Source organism: Acinetobacter sp. YH12236, from assembly GCF_013417645.1.
In the GTDB taxonomy this organism is placed as follows: Bacteria; Pseudomonadota; Gammaproteobacteria; order Pseudomonadales; family Moraxellaceae; genus Acinetobacter.
The window spans coordinates 25,862-43,804 of the sequence record NZ_VPDM01000021.1 but is presented as its reverse complement, the minus strand read 5'-3'; the positions used below and the strand labels follow the sequence as shown (position 1 = coordinate 43,804).

At 40.4% G+C, this 17,943-nt stretch carries 18 protein-coding genes; 9 read left to right on the top strand and 9 right to left on the bottom strand.

What is annotated here, in order from left to right; all coding sequences use genetic code 11:
* Nucleotides 1-18 precede the first annotated feature (18 nt).
* Both glnD and dapC read left to right on the top strand, forming a co-directional pair.
* Nucleotides 19-2,685, top strand: a complete 2,667-nt coding sequence (gene glnD / locus FTV14_RS10355; RefSeq protein WP_179993077.1) for a [protein-PII] uridylyltransferase — start codon at nt 19-21, stop codon at nt 2,683-2,685.
* A gap of 22 nt (nt 2,686-2,707) precedes the next feature.
* Complete coding sequence (dapC, locus tag FTV14_RS10350) at nt 2,708-3,877, top strand: succinyldiaminopimelate transaminase (RefSeq protein ID WP_180053869.1); 1,170 nt, start codon at nt 2,708-2,710, stop codon at nt 3,875-3,877.
* A gap of 131 nt (nt 3,878-4,008) precedes the next feature.
* On the opposite strand, the gene FTV14_RS10345 is transcribed toward dapC, so the two are convergent.
* Nucleotides 4,009-4,485, bottom strand: a complete 477-nt coding sequence (locus FTV14_RS10345; RefSeq protein ID WP_004784130.1) for a glutathione peroxidase — start codon at nt 4,483-4,485, stop codon at nt 4,009-4,011.
* A complete protein-coding gene (gene msrB, locus FTV14_RS10340) occupies nt 4,482-4,901 on the bottom strand; it encodes a peptide-methionine (R)-S-oxide reductase MsrB (protein ID WP_004784131.1) in 420 nt (139 codons plus the stop codon). Before msrB ends, FTV14_RS10345 begins: the two co-directional genes overlap by 4 nt.
* 152 nt (nt 4,902-5,053) lie before the next feature.
* On the opposite strand from msrB, the gene FTV14_RS10335 reads away from it, so the two are divergent.
* Both FTV14_RS10335 and FTV14_RS10330 read left to right on the top strand, forming a co-directional pair.
* Nucleotides 5,054-6,289: a pyridoxal phosphate-dependent aminotransferase gene (locus FTV14_RS10335; protein WP_180053868.1), complete on the top strand. Its 1,236-nt coding sequence runs from the start codon at nt 5,054-5,056 to the stop codon at nt 6,287-6,289.
* A gap of 208 nt (nt 6,290-6,497) precedes the next feature.
* The gene (locus FTV14_RS10330) at nt 6,498-7,700 is read left to right on the top strand and encodes a YbfB/YjiJ family MFS transporter (RefSeq protein ID WP_180053867.1); all 1,203 of its coding nucleotides are present in this window, start codon (nt 6,498-6,500) and stop codon (nt 7,698-7,700) included.
* Nucleotides 7,701-7,776: 76 nt separating this feature from the next.
* Here the strand turns inward: FTV14_RS10330 and FTV14_RS10325 are convergent, their stop codons facing one another.
* The 3 genes from FTV14_RS10325 to FTV14_RS16040 all read right to left on the bottom strand — a co-directional run bounded on the left by FTV14_RS10325 (nt 7,777) and on the right by FTV14_RS16040 (nt 10,706).
* Nucleotides 7,777-9,765 (bottom strand): acyltransferase family protein, encoded by a 1,989-nt coding sequence (locus FTV14_RS10325; RefSeq protein WP_180053866.1) that lies wholly within the window; start codon nt 9,763-9,765, stop codon nt 7,777-7,779.
* Nucleotides 9,766-9,853: 88 nt separating this feature from the next.
* Nucleotides 9,854-10,417 carry a M23 family metallopeptidase gene (locus FTV14_RS10320; RefSeq protein WP_180053865.1) on the bottom strand — a complete coding sequence of 188 codons (564 nt, stop codon included), beginning with the start codon at nt 10,415-10,417 and terminating at the stop codon, nt 9,854-9,856.
* Nucleotides 10,418-10,577: 160 nt separating this feature from the next.
* Complete coding sequence (locus FTV14_RS16040; protein ID WP_004784138.1) at nt 10,578-10,706, bottom strand: hypothetical protein; 129 nt, start codon at nt 10,704-10,706, stop codon at nt 10,578-10,580.
* An 877-nt stretch (nt 10,707-11,583) separates the two neighbouring features.
* Here FTV14_RS16040 and FTV14_RS10315 point away from each other — a divergent pair.
* Nucleotides 11,584-11,748, top strand: coding sequence for a hypothetical protein (locus tag FTV14_RS10315; RefSeq protein WP_180053864.1), 165 nt, complete (start codon nt 11,584-11,586; stop codon nt 11,746-11,748).
* A 680-nt stretch (nt 11,749-12,428) separates the two neighbouring features.
* Here the strand turns inward: FTV14_RS10315 and FTV14_RS10310 are convergent.
* Both FTV14_RS10310 and FTV14_RS16195 read right to left on the bottom strand, forming a co-directional pair.
* Nucleotides 12,429-12,614 carry a hypothetical protein gene (locus FTV14_RS10310; RefSeq protein ID WP_180053863.1) on the bottom strand — a complete coding sequence of 62 codons (186 nt, stop codon included), beginning with the start codon at nt 12,612-12,614 and terminating at the stop codon, nt 12,429-12,431.
* Nucleotides 12,615-12,861: 247 nt separating this feature from the next.
* Nucleotides 12,862-13,002, bottom strand: a complete 141-nt coding sequence (locus tag FTV14_RS16195) for a hypothetical protein (protein ID WP_373688484.1) — start codon at nt 13,000-13,002, stop codon at nt 12,862-12,864.
* 469 nt (nt 13,003-13,471) lie between these two features.
* Between FTV14_RS16195 and FTV14_RS10305 the strand changes: the two genes are divergently transcribed.
* Entirely contained in the window at nt 13,472-14,254 is a 783-nt protein-coding gene (locus tag FTV14_RS10305) for an rRNA large subunit pseudouridine synthase E (protein WP_005236402.1), read from the top strand.
* An 8-nt stretch (nt 14,255-14,262) separates the two neighbouring features.
* Here FTV14_RS10305 and FTV14_RS10300 read toward each other — a convergent pair whose 3' ends face one another.
* Nucleotides 14,263-15,621 (bottom strand): heavy metal sensor histidine kinase, encoded by a 1,359-nt coding sequence (locus FTV14_RS10300; RefSeq protein ID WP_180053862.1) that lies wholly within the window; start codon nt 15,619-15,621, stop codon nt 14,263-14,265.
* Nucleotides 15,618-16,289, bottom strand: a complete 672-nt coding sequence (locus tag FTV14_RS10295) for a heavy metal response regulator transcription factor (RefSeq protein WP_180053861.1) — start codon at nt 16,287-16,289, stop codon at nt 15,618-15,620. Before FTV14_RS10295 ends, FTV14_RS10300 begins: the two co-directional genes overlap by 4 nt.
* A gap of 174 nt (nt 16,290-16,463) precedes the next feature.
* Here FTV14_RS10295 and FTV14_RS10290 point away from each other — a divergent pair, with 174 nt between their 5' ends.
* From FTV14_RS10290 to paaI, 3 genes are all read left to right on the top strand, one after another.
* A complete protein-coding gene (locus FTV14_RS10290; protein ID WP_240904205.1) occupies nt 16,464-16,907 on the top strand; it encodes a heme-binding protein in 444 nt (147 codons plus the stop codon).
* A 31-nt stretch (nt 16,908-16,938) separates the two neighbouring features.
* Nucleotides 16,939-17,337: a hydroxyisourate hydrolase gene (uraH, locus tag FTV14_RS10285; RefSeq protein ID WP_159123243.1), complete on the top strand. Its 399-nt coding sequence runs from the start codon at nt 16,939-16,941 to the stop codon at nt 17,335-17,337.
* Between the two features lie 169 nt (nt 17,338-17,506).
* Nucleotides 17,507-17,899 (top strand): hydroxyphenylacetyl-CoA thioesterase PaaI, encoded by a 393-nt coding sequence (paaI, locus tag FTV14_RS10280; RefSeq protein ID WP_180053860.1) that lies wholly within the window; start codon nt 17,507-17,509, stop codon nt 17,897-17,899.
* Nucleotides 17,900-17,943: the final 44 nt, after the last annotated feature.

Sequence of the window (17,943 nt, the reverse complement as noted above, 5' to 3'; positions counted from 1 at the left end):
TACAACGGACCACTGTTCATGATCAATACCTCCCCGCTGCTGAATTACATTAAAAGTCACAATGACATCAAAGCGATCAATCAATGGCGTAGCGATGTAGAAAATCAGCTTCAGGAATGTTTTGAAAATGGACAGTCCATCCGTGACATCATTCAGGCCCGTTCTAACCTGATTGATGAAGCCCTGCAATTTCTGTGGAATCATGCTGAACTTGATCAGACCGATTTGGCGCTTTTCGCAGTCGGCGGTTATGGCCGCCGCGAAATGCTGCCATATTCAGATGTCGATATCATGATCCTCTCAGAAGATGATTTCACTTCAGAGCAGGAAAAGCTGATCTCCAGCTTTATTTCTTCGCTTTGGGATGTGGGCAATTTCAAACCGGGCATCAGTGTTCGTACCATCAATGAATGTGTCAATCAGGCCAGCAGCGACCTTACTGTAGCGACGTCCTTGATCGAGGCACGCCTGATTATTGGCAATGAAAATTTAACCAAGTGGCCACGCCGGATCGTGTCACAAACCTGGACTGATAAAACCTTTTTTGATGCGAAAATGGACGAGCAGCACAAACGCTATGCTCAGCACAATAATACTGAAAGCAATCTGGAACCGGATATTAAAAATGCACCGGGCGGTATCCGCGATATTAACCAGATTGGCTGGATTGCCAAACGTCATTTCCGTGTCAACCGTATTTATGACCTGGTGCATCTGGGCTTTATTTCAGAGTTTGAACTTGCCGTACTCGAAGAAGCTGAAAGCTTTCTCTGGGAAATTCGTCATCATTTACACCGCCTGACCAAGCGCGATGAAAACCGCCTGCTGTTTGATTATCAACGGGATATTGCAGCGATGTTTGGCTATACCCGTGAAGAAGGTCAGTCACCGAACTATCCAATCGAACAGTTCATGAAGCGCTATTACCGTAGCGCGCAGCAGGTTTCGACTCTGAATGAAATGCTACTGGCTTATTTTAATGAATCAGTCATTACCCCACGTTTACCCCAATATGAACGCCAGATTGAAGAAATTAATGAAAACTTTAAACTGGTCGATGGCAAGTTAGCAGTTCAACATCACAAGATTTTCTCGGAAAAGCCAAGTGCCATTCTGGAAATCTTCTATTTGCTGGCCAATCGTCCTGAAATTGAGGGTATTCGTGCTCGTACTTTACGTCTGCTTACTCTGGCAGCTAAACGTATTGATCAGGATTTCCGTGATAATCCGGTACACCAAGCCCTGTTTATGGCCATCATTCGTTCACCGCATCGCCTGTACGAAACGCTAGTTGCGATGAAACGTTATGGTGTTCTGGGCAAATATATTCCGGCTTTCGGACAGATTACCGGCTTGATGCAATATGACCTGTTCCATATCTATACCGTGGATGCACATACCCTGCTCTTGATCCGCAATCTGAACCGCTTCAAGGAACCCGAATTTGCCAAAGAATTCCCAGTGGTCAGCTCCGTGTTCCAGCGTCTGGCACGTCGTGACATTGTTTATCTGGCGGCTATTTTCCATGACATTGCCAAAGGTCGTGGCGGTGATCATAGTGAGCTTGGTGCAGCCGATGCGATTCAGTTCTGCCGTACCCATGGCTTTACCGAACGTGAATGCAATCTGGTTGCCTGGCTGATTGAAAACCATTTGTCCATGTCAGTGACCTCACAGAAAAAAGACATTTCCGATCCGGATGTGGTCAAAGAATTTGCTGAAAAAATGGGAGATATGGAGCATCTGGATTATCTGTATACCCTAACCGTGGCAGATATTAATGCGACCAATCCAAAACTCTGGAATACCTGGCGTTCATCTTTGATGCGTCAACTCTATACGCATGCGCGTGATGTGATTCGTTCTGGCTTGGGCCGTCCGGTTGATTACCAGATGCTGATTGAAGATACCAAATTTGAAGCCAGTGAACGGTTGGTGGAACATTTCTCGCTTTATGATGTCGAAAAAGTCTGGCAGGAATTGGGCGATGATTACTTCCTGAAAGAATCTGCCGATGAAATCGCCTGGCATACCCGTGCCATTCTGGAACATGGGGATAATCCTGCACCATTGGTATTAATGCGTGCGCATCGTAAATATGCGCAGGATGCCGTGCAGATCTTCATCTATACTCAAGATAAGCCAAATCTGTTCGCCACCACGGTTGCTGTTCTGGATCGCATGAATCTGGACGTTCAGGATGCCCGGATTATTACCGCAACCAAAGCTTTCAGTTTGGATACCTATGTCGTCCTTGACCGTTTTGGCACGTTATTGACCGATCCGGAACGTGAGGCAACTGTCATTGAAGCCTTACAGGATGCCTTAAGTCATTCTGATGAATATCCAGGTCTGATGCAGCGCCGGATTCCGCGTCAGTTACGTCATTTTGATATTGAAAATACCGTCGATATCACCCTTAATGAAGCTTTAAACCAGAATATGGTTGAAATTGCGACACTTGACCATCCTGGTTTACTTGCGAAAATTGGCGGTTTATTTATGATGCAGGGTCTGGATATTCACTCTGCCAAAATTGCTACGCTTGGCGAACGTGCTGAAGATATTTTCTTTGTCACCAAAAAAGATGGCAGCCCAATGACCCAAATAGAGTCTGACAATTTTGCAGCGGCATTAAAAGCTGCTCTAGATGAGGCCTCACATCAGGTCAATGCTCAACACTAACACACTGCTCGGTAACACATTCATGAACTCTAGCTTGTCTTTATTGCACCCATATCCGTTCGAAAAGTTGAATAAACTTCTTGCGGATATCCAGCCTGCAAATATGCCTTTGATTCCCCTTTCGATTGGTGAACCAAAGCATCCAGCACCCGAGTTCGTGAAACAGGCGATTATTGATAATTTTCAGCATCTATCGACTTATCCAAACAGCAAAGGCTTGCCTGAATTACGTGAAAGCATTGCCAACTGGCTGACTCGCCGTTTTAAACTCAATAGCATCAGTGCAGACAGCAATGTATTACCGGTTTCCGGTACACGCGAAGCGATCTTTTCTTTTGTCCAAGCTTTGATCAATCGTGAAGATGCGCCTTATGTGGTGATGCCAAACCCTTTCTACCAGATTTATGAAGGTGCTACCCTGCTTGCAGGTGCAAAACCTTATTTCATTAACTGTACTGAAGAAAATGATTACTTAGGCGACTTTGATGCAGTTCCGGCTGAAGTCTGGGAAAAAACTGCCCTGTTATTTGTGTGTACACCAGGCAACCCAACGGGTGCTGTTCTTTCTAAAGAACAGTTTAAAAAGCTGATTGCACTGTCAGACAAATATGATTTTGTCATTGCTTCTGATGAATGTTATTCAGAACTCTGGTTTGATGAAGCACCGACAGGTTTACTGGAAGTGTGTGCCGAAATTGGCCGAGATGACTATAAAAACTGTGTCGTGTTCCACTCCCTGTCTAAACGTTCTAACCTGCCAGGCATGCGTTCAGGCTTTGTTGCAGGCGATGCAGCTTTACTCAAACCTTATCTGCAATATCGTACTTATCACGGTGCCGCAATGCCGGTGCAACACCAGTTAGCATCAATTGCAGCCTGGAGTGATGAAGCGCATGTGGAAGAAAACCGGGTACAGTATCGTGCCAAGTTCGATCTGTTCCAGAAAGAATTGGGGCACTTGCTTTCGCTGAAAAAACCGGATGCCGGTTTCTACTATTGGCTTAAAGTGGACAATGATGAAACTTTTGCCAAAATGTTGATGGAAAAAGCGCATGTCAAAGTATTACCAGGCCGCTACCTGTCTCGTGAAACTACGCAAGGCAACCCGGGTGAAAACCATGTACGGTTGGCATTGGTGGCTGATCTGGCACAATGTGAACAGGTAATTCAACGTTTAAAAGCGATTCTTTAATCTTTTAAGAGCTAAACACAAATAAAAAAAACCCACTTTCCAGAAGTGGGTTTTTTATGGATATTGGCTACAAATTATTCTTCTATTTAACGTATTTTCTGTTCATTAGAAATTAGACATTTCAAATAAACTTATAAAACCTTTTCAATTTCTGTTTCGAGATCTTCAGGTTTGGTGGTAGGTGCAAAACGGTTTAATACCTTGCCATCACGACCAATCAGGAATTTGGTGAAATTCCACTTAATACCATTTCCTAGAATTCCTTTAGAATTATTGGTCAAGTAACGGAAGATCGCATGCGCTTCTGGGCCTTTTACATCTACCTTGGAAAACATCGGGAAAGAAACCCCATAATTTTTCTGGCAAAATTCCCCGATCTGTTCATTTGAACCTGGATCCTGTCCGCCAAACTGATTGCATGGAAAACCTAAAACTTCCAGTCCCTGCTCTTTATATTTCTGGTAAAGCTTTTCCAGACCTGCAAATTGTGGAGTGAAACCACATTTACTCGCGGTATTTACGATTAAAAGTACTTTTCCTTCATAATCTGCAAGCCGTTTGTTTTTCCCATCTAACAACTCAGCTTCAAACTGATAAATGCTGGTCATGGATAAGTTTCCTCGTCAGTTTTTTCTTGTGTTTGTAATTCTAAAGAGGCCGAGTTTACACAATAACGTAAGCCAGTCGGTTCCGGACCATCCGGGAAAACGTGTCCCAAATGTGCATCACAATGATGGCAAACAATTTCTGTTCTCACCATACCATGTGAAGTATCAGGTAATTCTTCTACAACTGAGCTGCTCACAGGACGATAGAAGCTTGGCCAACCGCAACCGCTGTCATATTTAGTGGTTGAAGAAAACAGTGGTGTACCACAGCAACGGCAGACATAAGTCCCTTCCTGTTTTGTATTCCAGTACTTACCTGTGAATGCCGGTTCAGTTCCTTTTTCACGCGTAATGCGAAACTCTTCTGGTGATAACTCTCTTTGCCATTCCCGGTCTGTTTTATTGAGTTTTCCCATCACTAACTCCTTTAAATCTTTGACATTCAATGTCATGCTTCAGTACTTCCATATTTACGCTAGAGATGAAAAAATTTCTAGCGAAATTTCAGCATAGATTGTGATATTTGCGTAATCTATAGGTTTAACTTAAAAATTAATTGGATGGAATTATGTCCGGTATTGGTAACACCCCCCCTCGCGAGATCAAGAAATCGTCTAAGCTTGAGCATGTTTGCTACGACATTCGCGGACCAGTGTTACGAGCGGCCAACGAGATGGAAGAAGCCGGACATAAAATTATCAAACTGAATATCGGAAATCCCGCCCCATTCGGCTTTGAAGCCCCGCAAGAAATCATTAATGATGTTGCACTGAACCTGCCAAATGCAATTGGTTATACGGATTCCAAAGGAATTTTCCCGGCACGTAAAGCGATCTGCCAGTATTACCAGCAAAAAGGCATTCTGGATATGCACGTGAACGACGTGTATGTCGGCAATGGCGTATCTGAGCTGATCGTGATGGCGATGCAAGGCCTGCTGGATGACGGCGATGAAATGCTGATTCCAATGCCGGATTATCCATTATGGACTGCGGCAGTGAACCTGTCTGGCGGTACAGCGATTCACTATAAATGTGATGAAGAAGATCACTGGTATCCTAATATTGCGGATATGGAAAGCAAAATCACGCCAAATACCCGCGGGATCGTGATTATCAACCCGAATAATCCAACTGGGTCGGTTTATCCGCGTCATGTATTACAGCAAATTGTGGATCTAGCGAAGAAATATGACCTGATCCTGTTTGCAGACGAAATCTACGACAAGATCGTTTACGATGGCATTGAACATGTGTCAGTAGCTTCGCTTGCAGGCAAGCAATTATGTGTATCGTTCAACGGTTTATCTAAGGCCTATCGTATTGCTGGTTATCGCTCAGGCTGGATGGCAATTACTGGTGATAAATCACGGGCAATGGACTACATTGAAGGCCTAGATATGCTGGCTTCAATGCGTCTTTGCGCGAATCACCAAGCACAATATGCAATTCAGACTGCACTCGGTGGCTATCAGTCTATTAATGACCTGATCCGCCCAGGTGGCCGTCTATATGAACAGCGTAATATTGCCTGGGAAATGCTAAACGAGATTCCAGGAGTATCTTGTGTGAAACCGGAAGGTGCGATGTACTGTTTCCCTCGTCTTGATCCAGAAATCTATCCGGTTGAGGATGACGAAAAACTGATGCTTGATCTGTTACGTGCCGAGAAAGTTCTATTGGTTCAAGGTACTGGTTTCAACTGGCCAACACCGGATCATTTCCGTGTCGTGTTCCTGCCAGCAGAAAATGAACTGCGTGAAGCGATTACCCGTTTAGGCCGTTTCCTGGCAAAAATGCGTTAATTTATAAAATTAATTCCAAAAAACCGCATTCATGAATGCGGTTTTTTATTGTCTAAAAAGTTCCGCGCTAAGCTTTACAGATATTTAGAATAAAAACACGCTGTTAATCCAGCGTTTCTCTTCTCAATAAAATCTATTCAGCCTTTTCTCCTTTAGCTTAATGATTCATGCTATTTTTTGAACAAATATAAATTTCAAGAGTACATGGATGTCCTCAAATACGGTCAAGCTTAGTCTTTTTCTCTGCCTGAGCATGTGCTTAGGCATCGGCATTCTGCGTTTTTCTTATACCGCATTGTTACCTGGTTCACGTGAAGCCTTTGCCTGGAGTGTGAGTTTTGCCAGTCTTTTGGGTAGTGCCAATCTACTGGGTTATTTAATCGGTGCTTTTGCAGCGATGCGCTTGCCTCAAGATCGAAGCATGAGTACCTATATCCAGCTTGCTGCAATAGCTGGAATGGTTAGCCTATTCTGTTGCGCTTTTTCAGGATTTCCTGAAGTCTGGTATATCAGCTGGCGTGTGATTTCCGGTATCAGTGGTGGCCTGCTCATGATTTTGTCACCAAGTGTCGTGGCTCAGTGCTGTGATTTAAAAGACCGTTTTAAAATCAATTTTATTGGTTTTAGCGGGATTGGATTAGGGGTTTTATTAGCTACCCTGTTTTTGCCTTATCTTGACCAGATTTCCATACGTACGGCCTGGCTGATCTTATGTGGGTTTGCCCTGATGATTTGTATCTGCTTAAGCCTACTGATACCACAATTTAAACCCTATCTAGCTAAACAATCTGTTTCTCACCATGCACAAGTACCTTTAAATACAGTCTTTTATAGTTTATTGGCGGTTTATGCCTGTAGTGCATTTGCCTATATTCCGCATTCCCTGTTCTGGATTGACTATCTCAGCCATGAACTAGGATTAAGCTTGTTCTGGATTAACTTTAACTGGATTCTATATGGATTGGGCAGTGCCTTAGGTGCTTTTTCTGCTTATGTTCTTGCAAGAAAATTTGGCAATTTTACTGCCCTGAAGATTCTTTATAGTGTATATATTCTGGCGATTTTCATTGCGACTCTAAATGCTAATCCGTTTCTCACTTTCAGTTCTTCTTTTTTTACCGGAATGTTGAATCCCGCTGTGGTTTTCCTCACTTCTTATACCATTTTGCAGCTGTATGGACTGGCCTATAAAAAGCTTTGGAGCATTGCGACTCTATGTTTTGCCTCTGTTCAGCTGATTGGAGGATTGAGTTTTAGCTCCCTGCAATATCTAGGATTGAACTACCATCAACAGTTTATGCTGGCCGCTTTAGTTTTATTAGCCGGAACTTTGCAACTGTTCTGGAATACACGTTCTTCCAAATATAAGATGGGTGAGCAACCAGTTTCTGTTCAAGAAGAAAAGAATTAAATAAAGATTAAAATCGGGGTCAACAACCCAAATCCCAAGGAATAAAACCACGTCATTAAACGTGGTTTTATTCCATTTAATCTTTCTTCAAATCTTTAAGCGGGTTACCAAACTGTTTTAGATATTCAACGCCCAATTGCCGTGAACCCTGATCATTAAGATGATTATCATCCTTAAAACGATACAAAGGCACATCATTCAGCATCGTTTTACATGCCTCCTGATCACAGATGACTTTGGTTGGATCAACGATTTTCAATTGCGGATATTTCAGTTTTGCTTCTGCCAAAATCTGATTGAATTGCTTTAAATGTGCTTCATAACTTTTTCGAGAAACTGTACATGAAGCGTCTCGATGAAGAATCTCTTTACGAATATTACAATCAGATGGAATCCCTTCCCAGTCTAGATGTGGTACATCATTAATTAGCACCACCTGATCACTAGATTGATGGGCAATTTCTAAGGCTTTTATCAAACCTGCTTTAAATATCTCTTCCTCAGTATGATGGACACTATCTTTAAGTTTTACATCATCGTCAAAATACTGCGCATAAGATCCCGCCAGAATAATCATTGGATAATCGGTTTCTTTAAGATGTGCAGTAATAGCATCATTACGTTTTTGGAATTTGGTCAGTTCTTTCCATTGATTCAGCTTTAACTCAAATCGCTGCACACCTGGCAGATAAAAAGTTGAACTTTGCGTTGCATCATAACCGCGTAAATTGGCATCCTTTGCCCATTCGTCCAGCATTGCTGTATAGGCATTGGCATGCGAATCGCCAATCAACAGGAAATCAATATCTTCTTTAGATTGTCCTAAGACACAATCTTGAGCATTGGGTAAAACATTTGGATCCGCGGTATCCATGCAGTTACTACGAATCACATGAGCATACGTATGTAATGCTTCCTGTTTTGCATATACAGACTGCGGAAAACGCTCCGGGAAACCTTCATGTGTTTTGATGGTTTGGGCGATCGCAATAAAACTGACTGCAGGTAACAGAAATCCAAGAATAATCACTTTATAATTTGCAGCCATCACAAAGCGTTTCAGGGGTGTTTCAGCCAGTTTATAAGTCAGAAATGCACATATAAGTGATAGGAAAACAATAATAATCTGATTTTCCAGATTCAAGGGCAGCATATAAATGCCAAAGAACACGATTATCGGCCAGTGCCATAGATACAGAGGATATGAAATTTTACCAATCCATGTACTAAGACGATTACTCAATAATAAATTACTTGAAGATATGGATTGCCCCAAATAAATAATCAGTGCCGTTGCAAGACACGGGATCAATGCCATCAGTCCTGGGAATGGGGTTTGCTGATCAAAATAAATTGCAGTTGCAAATAGAACACTTACCCCAGCCCAGACCAATCCCTGTAATAGTTTTTTTGGCAGATTTGGTTTTGGCAAGCAGCTAATCAATGCACCAATCAACAACTCAAATGCCCGTACCGGCATACTATAATAAGCTTTGGCCGGATTATGAGTCAGTTGCTGTTGGGCGTATATAACTAAAGCGACAATGAATACACTAATGATGAGCCAAAGATATTTACGCGAGGTTTTACTCAAGAATAGCCATAGTAAGAGCGGCCAGAAAATATAAAACTGCTCTTCTACGCCCAATGACCATAAATGCAATAAAGGCACATTTTCTACATTCGGACTGAAATAATCTCCCACCTCATTTCGCATATACAGATTGGCAATAAGTACAGTCGCATACATGACGCTTTTAAAATATTCCGTCAGCTCACCCGGCAACATCACCTGCCAGGCAATTAGGCTGACAATTGCCAGTACAGTAAAATATGCAGGTGCCAGACGGATCACCCGTTTCTTATAAAACCGTGCAATTGAAAATTGCTGCAACTCAATATCGCGCGTCAGAATGGTCGTAATGAGATAACCGGAAATGACAAAGAAAATATCAACACCAATATAGCCGCCAGAAAATAATGACCAGCCGAGATGATTGAAAATGACCAATGATACTGCAATAGCTCTCAGGCCATCGATATCTGGTCGATAAGCAAAACTCATAAAAACAGGAAAAGCGGGAGATACGCTATTTTATGCTTTTCAATCTTTAGATGGCGATCTTTTACATTTTTTTTACATTCACCTGCGCTTATTCCAATTCTTCTACCTTTAAATAAGGATAAGGATTAGTCGCACCTTCTCCACTGAGATAAATCCCATAATGCAAATGTGGTGGTGTATTTTTCGCATTACCGGTATTGCCGACATAGGCAATGATTTCACCTGCTTCTACCCAGTCTCCTTCCTGAATATGTTCAGCATAATCCTCCAGATGTGCATAATAATGTTGGCTTAAATTTGGGCCAGTAATCCAGATAACTTTGCCACCCAAATTATTGGTGCCGATCTTGCGGACGATCCCTTGGGTCGTACTGACTACCGGTGTACCCCGTTGAGCAAAAATATCAGTCCCCTCATGTTTGCGACCTTCACTCCGTGCTCCACCCCAAGTATCCTGAATCTGGCGAGGTTTTACTCCTTGTACAGGAATTTCTACTGGTCTAATCAGCTCAGCTTTTTTTAATTGCCAATAGAGGTACGGACTTTTCCAGCCCGCTGGTTCACCTGAGGGCGGTGGCTGACAGGCAGTAAGTAATATACTTAAGGAAAATATTAAAAGCAGGATTTTGGGAATTTTCACAATAGCTCGCATAGCCGTTTAATGGGGGTTCGTTTTATCTTAAGGAAGACACAGAAATTTAAAGTCAAAATCCTGTTATTTTTAGTGATGTTTTTTCCAGATTGCTTTTCAGAAACAGTCTTAAAAATAACAAAACCCTCAGCTGAGGGTTTTGTTGAATCAGGTCTAAATTTTATTTACGCTTTTTCGCACGTGATGGTTTAGAGGGTTGTTGCTGTTGCTGTTGTTGCTCTTCATTTTGAGCACTGTCCTTTTTATCCTTTTGCTGGACTTGCTTGTGTTTTGCTCTTGATTTAGCCATAGCATAAACTCCTTTGGAGAACTGTCTCTATCACTGGAAGTTGCATTAATCACTCTAACCTTTATATAAAATAAGCCAATCGCTGAGCTGTATCCAAATACGTCAATGTAAAAGCATCTTTAGTTAAGTCATTCAATTCTGATTAGATCTTTATTCAAGGTATTTACATCGCTTACATAGCGTTGCATGTTGATACCTGTTTTAACTCTGAATATAAATATGGTTTTCTGAATAAAACCCTTCAAAAATCTAACAATAGATGTGGATCCAACGTGATGATCCAAATTTAGCATTGATGTATCAACGTTCACAAAGTTTCCAGTTCAGAATCGAACTAACGCAGTAATAGTATATTTAGTACGAGAGGCTATAAAATGTATGCCACAGTTTTCGCAGTCAAGGAATAACTGGATGATAAGGTAGATTGAATATTAGATCTGTATTCAGAGTCATCTTGTCACAATTTTGAAGTTTAACAATTTATTAATTTTGATTGTGCTACTACTTGCATAGAATCTGCTAAGGTTCAAATATTCTTAGCTCTATAATATTTTTATTGTTCCTATTTGAACTATTTTTTAATCCACATTATTTTATTCAATAAATAGTTATATTTTCTTTAAAGGAATTAAATTCTAAGGTTATAAAATTTATATCTTCCAAGTTATAAATTTAAGAACATTTAATGTTTTCAATTTCTAAAACATTTCTTTAATTAATTCTACAAAATAATTCATAAGATAATTGTTCTTACATAAGGTAAAAGGGTTTTCACGCTAAGCCCGAATATCTTACATAAGCAGACACCGCTCATACATGCCCAGAGAGTTTTATCCCCTACACTGAAATTAAGTTTTAGAAAATTAGAGGATTTCATATGAAAAATTTTTCGAAAATTCTAATACTCATTATGATAGGCCTTTATGGTACTTCTACTATTGCAGCAGATGCTATTCCTTTGGAAGCTAAAGCTGCCGCAGAAGCACAAAAAGCTGCGCTAGAATATTCTGAAAATCAGAAGAGCGTTTCAGGCTCAGACTGAAACAAAATAAAGCCCACGGAGGGCTTTATTTACATACGGGAACCATTAGAAAAAAGTTATTTTAATAACTTAATGATTGTCCTACTCCATAAACCATCAAGGTAATAAGGAATACGACCAATGCGGAGACAGCTAATTCTGCTTTAGTCATGTGTTTTACCCTCATGGAGAGCTGTATATTATTTATACACCACCTAAACATAAAACCAAATAACAAAATATTACATAATCTTGAACAATTAAACTAAAGTAAAACAAAAAATAAGAGATCTAGCCTATAAATTAAACACTTATTATCAACCGCTATCTGTTTAATTTTCATAAATTTATAGAATTTCATTTGAAAAAATTAATAGATTATTTCTTTAAAATAATAAAATAATCTTTGTTTATAAAAAATTTTTCTATGTAATATATTGCCATTCCAAAATTTAAGCTTTTGAACTTAATATATTTTTAAGTTATTTCATAGGTTTTAATTTTACTATTTCATAATTTATTTTCCATATTTTATATCAAATTGAAACTAAACATCAGATCTATATTTTTAAATAATCAACGACTGCTAATTTATTTTCAATAAAATTCTCTTTTTCCGTAAAGATATTTTTTATTATTTTTAAAACCTCAATATATAAATTTAAAGATCCTAAATAGAAGGATGTTTAAATTTTAAATTACTACATAGATTTGAGTACTTCTAACTCAAAATCAAGCTCCATCATCTTTTCCAGATTTGGTACAATCGCATTCACCCAAGTGCCACTATTCCAGACTTTCAGAATTCCATTTTCTTCCTTATAGAATGCACAGTCCTGAGCTGTTATATGATGAATAACCTGGGTTCCTTCTGGTATATTTCTCATACAAACCTCCACACATTTGGTTTATTTTTAATTTAGCAGAAGATTTGAATTTTTCGTTTACATTGCTTTATAGAGTTGTATTAATTGACTATTTAATAGATTAATCATGTAACCTTCATTTTGATATAAATTTTCTTATGCACCTTATTTAAAAATATTCAAACGATAAAAATAAAAAATCCCAACAATATATGTTGAGATTCTCTATTCATAACCGGGTTAAGCTGGCAGTAAATATAGGTAATGTTCAGGCTATAAAATCTCGTAAAATGTGTTGATTTATCACTTCATCAAAATTTAGATTTGAAAGATTTTGCTTGTTATGTTTGATGCTTTTATAACAATAACTCGCTGCAATACCCATACTAATTAAAGTCAACAATTTCATTGTTCACCTCAAAATTAAAAATATTAGAAACCGTGAAATTAAAATATCAGCTTGCTTTGTAGTGGTCTAAGCCAGTTTGGAAAGCTTTTTGTATGGTATGTAAATCCGTCAAAACTATTTCAGGTCTATAAAAATCATTATCAGTTTTTTGCTTTGCCTTGAATTGTCTGATCTTCCCTTAACTGACTCGACAAGTTCAGTAGAAAATGAAGATCATTGAGGATTAACATTCTTAAACGGAAGATCATATTTGAATACAAAAAGTACATCATTTTAAAGCGGTATGGTCGCAATCAAATTAGATGCAAAACATAAATTCGAGGAAGATAAATCAGAATCTGCTATGATAGCTTCCACTTAGTGGACTCTTTTATGTCTTCCCTTATCTCCTATTTATAAGTAAAGGAGTATCACAATGGGCAACATGACTGCCACATCAGAATTATTTTATATATTTTAGTAGGTTAAAGTGAAAATTGTCATTCTTAACAAGCCTTATGACGTCCTCTCCCAATTTCGTCCAGATGAAAAACATCAGACTATGGCAGATTTCGTAGACGATCCGGATCTGCGTATTGCCGGTCGTCTGGATATGGATTCTGAAGGTTTGATGTTCCTGACCGATCATGGTGGTTTAAACCAATATATTACCAATCCAGCCAGCAAAAAATTCAAAACTTATCTGGTTCAGGTCGATGGGGATATAACCGAAGAAGCTCTAGAACAGCTTCGTAAAGGCGTTGAACTGAATGACGGTATTACGCTACCAGCCAAAGCAATTAAAGTCACTGAACCGGAATGGTTATGGGAACGTAATCCTCCTGTACGTTTCCGTGCTTCTGTTCCAACTTCATGGGTCGAAATTTCAATCTGTGAAGGTCGTAACCGTCAGGTTCGTCGTATGACTGCAGCAGTCGGCTTTCCTACATTACGTTTGATTCGCACCAAAATCGGTTCGATTGATCTGGTTCAATTAGGTTTACAGCCAGGTGAAACTAAAGAAATTGAACCCCTACTTTATCCAGACTTTAAAGATGTGCCTGCTCAAGAACCTTACCGCTCGCGCTCTTATGTGAAAAAACCGGGTGGTACCGGTGGTAAACCAATTAACAAGAAAGTAACGAAAGACGGCACCAAGAAAAAAACCGGCACACCGCGTATCTGGCAAATGGAAGAAGGTGAAAAACCACGTCGCAAGACCAATGGTACCACCCGTCCAAATACCAAGAGCCGTGGCCGTCGTACACGTTAAGCCACTGCTTAGATCGGGAAGATCAAACTAAAGACCACGCCTTGAGGATGGTTATTCACCTGAACTTCCCCCTGATGCAACAGCATAATCGACTGCACAATCGCCAAGCCCAAACCACCCGTTTGGGCTTTTTGATGCCGGCTGCTATCAACTTGATAAAAGCGTTCAAACAGATGGATTAAATGCTGCTCGGGGATCTGTACACCTGCTGTCAGCACATCAATCCGACAGCTATTTTCTGTAGTCATCGCCGTGATTCTGATCTCGCCATTTTCCTTTCCATACTGCACTGCGTTGCTGAGTAAATTGGCAAGCGCACGTTGCAGATGTTCCGGATGCGCAGCTATATTCAGTTGAGCCGGAATATCCGTATAAATAGATATATTTTTTTCTTCTGCCAGAAACTCAAAATATGCCAGCAAATCTTCTATGATCTGGCTCAGTTCTAGTGTCTGTTTTTCTATCTGATAGTGGCCATGTTCAACTCGGGCGATAAATAGCATGTTTTCAATCATCTGAGTTAGACGTTCATACTCTTCCAGATGGGAATACAGCAAATTTTCTAATTCATCGCGACTGCGTGACTTCGACAAGGCAATCTGGGTTTGCCCCATCAAGTTATTCAGGGGCGTTCGTAATTCATGGGAAATATCTTCAGAAAATCGGGCCAACTGTTCATAGCCTTGCTGTATTCGGTCCAGCATGGCATTCATAGCCTCTGTTAGTTGCTGCACCTCAATAGTTCGGGATGGCAACTCGATACGCTGATCCAGCTGCTGCACATTAATTTGCTGAGTGGCGTAAATTAATTGGCGCATGGATCGCAGTAGATAGTGTCCCATCAGCCAGGCTAACAAGGTGGATAAAATAATACCAAGCAGAGTGTAGATCACTAATTTTATCAGGTAATGTTTTAAAACCTGTTGCCCTGCTGCGAGCTGCTTACCGGCAATCAGTTGATAAGACTGTCCATTAAAGTCCACTTGCTTAAATGCCAAACGGGTCGTGGGTTGTTCAAGCTTATTATTTTGATAATTCAGCCTGGTGTGATAATCCAATAGAGGAATAGTAATATTTAAAGGATTAATATCAATTAATGTATTCTGCGCGTTTTTAAGGATCAGTAAGTTGTCTTCCTGTCCAAGCATATTCTCATAAAGCTCTGGATGTTCGATCAGCACCTGAAAGCTTTGCTGATCAGCCAGAAATATTTCAATCCTGGAAATCCGCAAGGCCAAAGCTTCATCCTGCTGTTGTTGCACCATCTGCTGCATATTGTGATAGGACAACCCGCCGATACTTAAAAAAACGATACAGGAAATAAGGCCAAAAGCGATGCCGAGACGTGTGCCCAAATGCATTTTCATGCGTGCACATCCAGCTTATAACCCATACCACGTACAGTATGAATAAGTTTTGGACTGAAATGGTCATCAATTTTAGAACGTAATCGGCGTACGGCAACATCAACGACATTGGTGTCAGTATTAAAATTAATATTCCAGACCAGTGAAGCAATTTGTGTCCGGGTTAAAACTTCGGACTGGTGTTCCATCAGCAACTGTAAAAGCGCAAACTCTTTTTGGGTAAGCTCAATTTTTTGCCGGTCTCGAAATACTTCCCGGGTTAAACGATTCAGCTCTAAATTGGCCACCTGATACATTTTATGTTCAACTTTTGGTACACGGCGCAGTAGGCTTTTAATTCGGGCCAAAAGTTCGATATAAGAGAAAGGCTTGGTTAAGTAGTCATCTGCACCCAGTTCCAACCCTTTGACCCGGTCAAGCACATGATCTTTGGCAGTCAGCATGAGTACGGGGACTTTAGAGAAAGTACGCAAGGTTTTGAGGACTTGCCAGCCGTCCAGGTCGGGCAGCATCACATCCAGCAATACCAGATCAATCGGTTGCTGTTCCAGCACTGATAAGGCATGCAGGCCATTACCCACCTGTGTAGTCTGGTAGCCGGATTCATTTAAGCCTGTGGCCAAGAATCCGGCAATTTTGGCTTCATCTTCTACAATTAAAATATGCATGGGCTGAGTTTAATCAATTTCATACGGCGCAAAGATTACAAATTGGTAATCTGATTGTCATCCATGAGCTTCCATTCTTTGATTATGATCTTCTCAATTTCTATATGACTGAACATTATCATGAGAAGTAGATTAAATCAGAGAAAAATATTTTTATATCTAGCGAGTTTAGCAATGGTTAGCTTAAGCCATGCTGAATTAAAAACGGCCTATATTATGGACTTGAGTACAGCAAATCAGCTTACTGAGAACGTCATGCAAGCTTGTCAGAAAGCCAGCAAACCCGCTGCAGTCACAGTACTGGATCAAGGCGGCAATGTCTTGGCCAGTCAACGGCATGAATCTGTCGGAATTCACAATTTAACTGCATCACAGCGTAAAGCCTTTACTGCATACTCGACTAAGACCAGTACATTGGATTTCATGCGTCATGCACAAAAGAACCCGGATGCACAAAATTTAAATACCCTGGATGAATTGTTATTATTGGGCGGCGGGGTACCTGTGGTTTATAAAAACCAGCTCATTGGCGCTGTTGGCGTTGCAGGCTCTGGTGGCTCTGAACAGGATCATCAATGTGCCGCACAAGGCATTCAACATACTTTAAAACAACTTTAATTTTATCTATCTATTGAATAGGAACAGACCTATGAAAAAAATTATTTTTGGTGCTCTTCTAGCGGCGACAGCAAGCTTTTCTTTTGCACAGAATCCTTTAAGTGTGCATGTGCTGAATCAGGAAACTGGTCTGCCTTCCGCCAATGTCGCGGTGATTCTGGAAGCTCAGCAAGGTGACAAGTGGATAAAACTGAATGAGTTAAAAACAGATGCCAATGGCCGTATCAAAGAGTTTTATCCTAAAGATACAGCTTTACAGAAAGGCATCTATAAAGTGACCTTCAAAACCGGTGACTGGTTTAAGGCCAATAATCAACGCACCTTCTTCCCTGAAGTACCTGTGGTATTTACGATTGACGGTGCTTTGGAGCACTATCATATTCCCTTATTACTGAGCTCTTATGGTTATTCAACCTATCGTGGTAACTAATTCTTAATCCCTAAAAGCGTCATTTTCATGGCGCTTTATTTTGATAAGTAAAATGGCTGCATTTCATCATTCATCTGGCTTTCGCTTGTTATTTATCTCCTAGAGTGCTATTTATGATTCATATAATTAATATTTTTAAAATAAGTGTATCTAAAAAAGGAGTTTTGCAATGGATCAGCAAGTGAACCAGATGTTTAATCAGGACCGGTTAATTCAGTATCTCGGTGCGCATCTAATTTCTTATAACCACAATCATGCGAAGATTGAACTTAAAGTGTCTGAACAACATTTACAGGGGCATCAGACCTGTAACGGCGCTGTGATTTTTGCATTAGCTGATGCTGCATTTGCGATTGCCTGCAATACCGGCGAACATCCAGCAGTCGGCCAACATTGTGGTATTCATTATCTGAAACCGGCACTGCTCGGTGATACCCTTACCGCCATAGCTGAACATAAAGCCAGTAGCGGTCGCAGTGGGATTTACGATATTCAGATTCTGAATCAGAAAGATCAAATCGTGGCTGAATTCCGTGGAACCTCACGACTGATCGTTAAATAATTATTCTAAAACTTAATGCAATAAAAAAACCGGTGCATCAACAC

Coding starts and splice junctions, on each gene's coding strand:
- glnD (WP_179993077.1), top strand. CDS start 19: ATGATCAATACCTCCCCGCTGCTGAATTACATTAAAAGTCACAATGAC.
- dapC (WP_180053869.1), top strand. CDS start 2,708: ATGAACTCTAGCTTGTCTTTATTGCACCCATATCCGTTCGAAAAGTTG.
- FTV14_RS10345 (WP_004784130.1), bottom strand. CDS start 4,485: ATGACCAGCATTTATCAGTTTGAAGCTGAGTTGTTAGATGGGAAAAAC.
- msrB (WP_004784131.1), bottom strand. CDS start 4,901: ATGGGAAAACTCAATAAAACAGACCGGGAATGGCAAAGAGAGTTATCA.
- FTV14_RS10335 (WP_180053868.1), top strand. CDS start 5,054: ATGTCCGGTATTGGTAACACCCCCCCTCGCGAGATCAAGAAATCGTCT.
- FTV14_RS10330 (WP_180053867.1), top strand. CDS start 6,498: ATGTCCTCAAATACGGTCAAGCTTAGTCTTTTTCTCTGCCTGAGCATG.
- FTV14_RS10325 (WP_180053866.1), bottom strand. CDS start 9,765: ATGAGTTTTGCTTATCGACCAGATATCGATGGCCTGAGAGCTATTGCA.
- FTV14_RS10320 (WP_180053865.1), bottom strand. CDS start 10,417: ATGCGAGCTATTGTGAAAATTCCCAAAATCCTGCTTTTAATATTTTCC.
- FTV14_RS16040 (WP_004784138.1), bottom strand. CDS start 10,706: ATGGCTAAATCAAGAGCAAAACACAAGCAAGTCCAGCAAAAGGATAAA.
- FTV14_RS10315 (WP_180053864.1), top strand. CDS start 11,584: ATGAAAAATTTTTCGAAAATTCTAATACTCATTATGATAGGCCTTTAT.
- FTV14_RS10310 (WP_180053863.1), bottom strand. CDS start 12,614: ATGAGAAATATACCAGAAGGAACCCAGGTTATTCATCATATAACAGCT.
- FTV14_RS16195 (WP_373688484.1), bottom strand. CDS start 13,002: ATGAAATTGTTGACTTTAATTAGTATGGGTATTGCAGCGAGTTATTGT.
- FTV14_RS10300 (WP_180053862.1), bottom strand. CDS start 15,621: ATGAAAATGCATTTGGGCACACGTCTCGGCATCGCTTTTGGCCTTATT.
- FTV14_RS10295 (WP_180053861.1), bottom strand. CDS start 16,289: ATGCATATTTTAATTGTAGAAGATGAAGCCAAAATTGCCGGATTCTTG.
- FTV14_RS10290 (WP_240904205.1), top strand. CDS start 16,464: ATGGTTAGCTTAAGCCATGCTGAATTAAAAACGGCCTATATTATGGAC.
- uraH (WP_159123243.1), top strand. CDS start 16,939: ATGAAAAAAATTATTTTTGGTGCTCTTCTAGCGGCGACAGCAAGCTTT.
- paaI (WP_180053860.1), top strand. CDS start 17,507: ATGGATCAGCAAGTGAACCAGATGTTTAATCAGGACCGGTTAATTCAG.